Origin of the sequence: uncultured Senegalimassilia sp. (assembly GCF_934632265.1) — a bacterium.
In the GTDB taxonomy this organism is placed as follows: Bacteria; Actinomycetota; Coriobacteriia; order Coriobacteriales; family Eggerthellaceae; genus Senegalimassilia.
Genome location: NZ_CAKTYH010000156.1, coordinates 1 through 3616 on the forward strand (window position 1 = coordinate 1; position 3616 = coordinate 3616).

3 protein-coding genes are annotated in these 3616 nt (G+C 63.9%); all 3 read left to right on the plus strand.

All coding sequences use genetic code 11. The features are described 5' to 3' along the window. On the plus strand, positions 1–1325 hold a 1325-nt coding region (gene nadD / locus Q0H50_RS08850; protein WP_294421545.1), incomplete at its 5' end, for a nicotinate-nucleotide adenylyltransferase. After that, positions 1322–1807, plus strand: a complete 486-nt coding sequence (rsfS, locus tag Q0H50_RS08855; protein ID WP_294421547.1) for a ribosome silencing factor — start codon at positions 1322–1324, stop codon at positions 1805–1807. The genes nadD and rsfS, both read left to right, overlap by 4 nt. A gap of 281 nt (positions 1808–2088) precedes the next feature. Beyond that, a partial coding sequence (locus Q0H50_RS08860; RefSeq protein ID WP_294421548.1) for a hypothetical protein occupies positions 2089–3616 on the plus strand: 1528 nt, incomplete at its 3' end.

The window sequence follows — 3616 nt, forward strand, 5'->3', positions numbered from 1 at the left end:
ACGACCTTGGGGCCGACGGCAGCCCGGTGCGCCTCGGCATCATGGGCGGCACGTTCGACCCCATCCACATCGGGCACCTGGCATGCGCCGAGCAGGCGCGCGAGGCGTTCGATCTGGATGCGGTGGTGTTCATCCCGGCGGGAAAGCCGGCGTTCAAACTCAAGCGCGACGTCACGCCCGCCGAGCAGCGCTTCGAGATGTGCCGCCTGGCGGTGCAGGGCAACCCCGCCTTCGACGTCAGCCGCATAGAGATCGACCGCCCGGGCGTCACGTACACGGCCGACACGCTGCGCCAGCTTCGTGAACATTATCCGGGAAACGTGGCGCTGTTCTTCATCACGGGCGCGGATGCGGTATGCTCCATTCTGAAGTGGCGCGAAAGCGGCTCCATCGCCAGCATGGCGGAGCTTATCGCGGCAACGCGGCCGGGGTACGCTCTTTCGGAGGAAACCCGGCTCACCATAGAGCGGTCGGGCAACTTCCGCATCCATATGCTGGAGGCAACGGGGCTGGCCGTGTCGTCAAGCTACCTGCGCGCCCGCGTGCAAGCGGGTCTGTCCATCCGCTATTTGACGGTGCAGCAGGTGCTCGGCTATATTGCCGCCCATGGGCTCTATGGTTGGAAGCAGAACAGGGAAGCGGTGTGCGAAGTGAGCGAAGTCGAACCAGATCAAGGCGTGCAATTGCCGCAAAGCGCGGTAGACGTCCTCGGCGATGCGTTTTACCAGGCTCGGCGCGAGGAGCTCGAGCACCGTGTGAAACCCAAGCGCTTCGAGCATTCCCTCGGGGTCTCCGAAACGGCGGCGCATATGGCGCGCGTCTACGGCCAAGACGAGCGTCTAGCCCGTTTAGCTGGGCTTCTGCATGATTGGGACAAGGGGTTCGACGACGAGGGCATCCGTGCCCGCGCGGTCGAGCTCGGCATCGCCGATCAGCTCGCAAGCTATCTGGACATGCCCCATCTGCTGCACGGCCCTACCGCCGCTGCGGCGCTGGCCAGGGAATTTCCCGAGCTGCCGGCTCCTTTGCTGCAGGCCATCCGCCTGCACACCACGGGGGCGGTAGGCATGTCGCCGCTAGATCTTATCGTGTACGTGGCCGACGTCATCGAGCCCGGGCGCTATTGCGCGGGGGTCGACAAGCTGCGCGATATGGTGGGCAAGGTGGAGCTCGAGGAGCTGTTCATGGCAACGCTCGTATACGTGGTGGGCAACCTCATCGAGCGCCGCAAGCTCATCCATCCCGATACCGTGACCGTTTGGAATTACTACGTGGCACGCGCACGCGAGCGCGCCGCCGCAAACGATGCGAAAGGAAGCAAGTGAACGAGGCAGTGGACAACAACGCCCCCATCAACCAGGGCGTGGACATGTACGGACGTCAGAAGCCCGATCTTCTGAGCCCGCGCGAGTGCGCCATCATCGCCGCGCAGGCCGCTAACGAGAAGAAGGCAACCGACATCATGGTGCAGGAGGTCGGCGACCTGATCGGCGTCACCGAGTACTTCGTCATCTGCACGGCGTCGAACAACCGCCAGGTCGATGCCGTGGTCGACGAGATCGAGGAGCAGTGCCGTCTGCGCGGCGGCGCGAAGCCCTACCACATCGAGGGCACGGCCGACGGCACGTGGTCGCTGTTGGACTATGGCAGCTTCATCGTGCACGTGTTTCAGCCTGAAACGCGCGATTACTATCGCCTGGAGTCGCTGTGGAACGACGCGCCCCTGGTCGACCTGGAAGGCGAGGCCGGCTTGACCGATCTGACCTACTCCGAGCGCATCGCCAAGCTGGTGGGTCGCGAAGCGTAGCGCATCATCGCGTGCAACCGTTTACGGCGCCGTAGGCGCCGATTGCAGATGCCCGCATGTCTTCAAGGCATGCGGGTATCGCTGTATCTGGGTTTCGAACCTATTGTGAGTGTGCTTCAGGATACCCACAAGATATAGGCATTAATGTCCGTGGATTTGGGAAACGCGCCAGTTTACCTTGTATTATCGAAATCATGTCACTTGCCGGCATCAATATATTGCGGTATGGTAGCCGCATCACAGGCCAAGCATCCGATCCCGATAATGAGGGGGTTTGCAGGATGCTGTCATTTTTAGCTCAATCGGCGTGCCGCGGTAACCGGCCGTCTAAGTTCTCTTCTTTGCGCGCATATCCGCGACCGGCGCTGGTGGCCAAGCTGCTGCGCGAGCGCAACGTCGCGCGGTTCATGGTGGCTCCCGCAGGTTTCGGGAAAAGCACCCTTGCACTTGAATATGCCGAAACGGTGTTCGCATTCGACCATGTGTTCTGGATAGATTGCGCAAGCCCATGCTTCTTGCGCGATTTGGATGCGCGCGGCATCGTCGAGGGCCTTGTCGAGGTCGACGACCAGCCCTTCCTCGCCGTGTTCGAGGATGTCCCGCCGCTGGATTCGCTGCGCGCCGAGCTGTTCGGCGCCGTGCTCGATGACTTGCTCGATAGGGGATGCGAGGCGCTCGTTACCTGCACGCCGGGTGCTGACGTGTTCGCCGATCAGATCGATCGCATGCTCGTCGGCGCGGGCGATCTGGTGCTGAGCGACGAGGAAGTCGATTTCGCCCGCTTGCCCTCGGATATCGCCGAAACCCCGGCGCACGATGTCGCGCGCTGTCGACGGGTTGCGGCGCTTGCCTGGGGAGATGCGGATTCGCCCGCGTTTTTGGAGCTTGCCGCGTCCGAGGAGCTGCCCGCCGATGTGATGGCGGCTCTGTTCGCGTTGCTGTGCCTGGGCTCGGGAAGCCTGGCCGATGCCCGGCGCATCGTTCGCATCGACGAAGAGGTGGCGGAGCTTTTGGAGCGAAGTTATCTGTACGTCGGCATCGACCGCGTTCGCGGCGCGTTTTGCGCGGCCCCGTTCGGCGTGCCGCAGATCGCTCAGGCGTTCTCCGACAGGCTGGGGCATCTTGGCGCGGCGGCCCATGAGGATGCCGGCGCATTCGTGCTTCGATTAGCCGAGGCTCTCATGGATGCCGGGCGCTGCGTGCGGGCTTGCGAGGTCATGCGCTGCATGGCGTCCGCCCATGTGCGCTGCACGTGGCTCGCTTCGCAAAGCCGGCGTCTTCGCGATGCCGCATGCATTCTGGGCGCGCGCAAGCTGTATGCAAGCTTGGATTCCCGTCAGCTCGATGCCGGGCAGCATCTCGAGGAGGCGGTGCGATGCGCATTGCTCGGCGAAAACGTAGCAGCCTGCCTTGCGGCGCGCCGGGCCCTTGCGTGCGGCGCCGATCCCGTGCAGCAGGCGGCGGCCCAGCTCGTGCAGCTTTCCGGCTCGGCCGGCGATGCCGCCGATGCATGCATCTCGGCTATACGCGAGCTGTCCGATGGATCGTTTGCCGATCTTGATGCCATGGCCTGCGTCATCGACCCATCGTTCGACGAGGACGTTCTTCCCGCGCAGGCATGGCTTCAGGCTTTCGAGGGGTCGGAGCTTTCGGAGGGCGCGCTGCTGTGCGCTGCGAAGCTGCTCGACGACGCGGGCGCCTCCGATGGGCTGCTTCCCGTTCAGCTGACGGAGCGCGTGGCGGCGGCGGTTGCTCGAGGCATCTCCCGGTCGTTTGCCGAAACCGGGTCGCTCACGCTTGCCCAAGCCC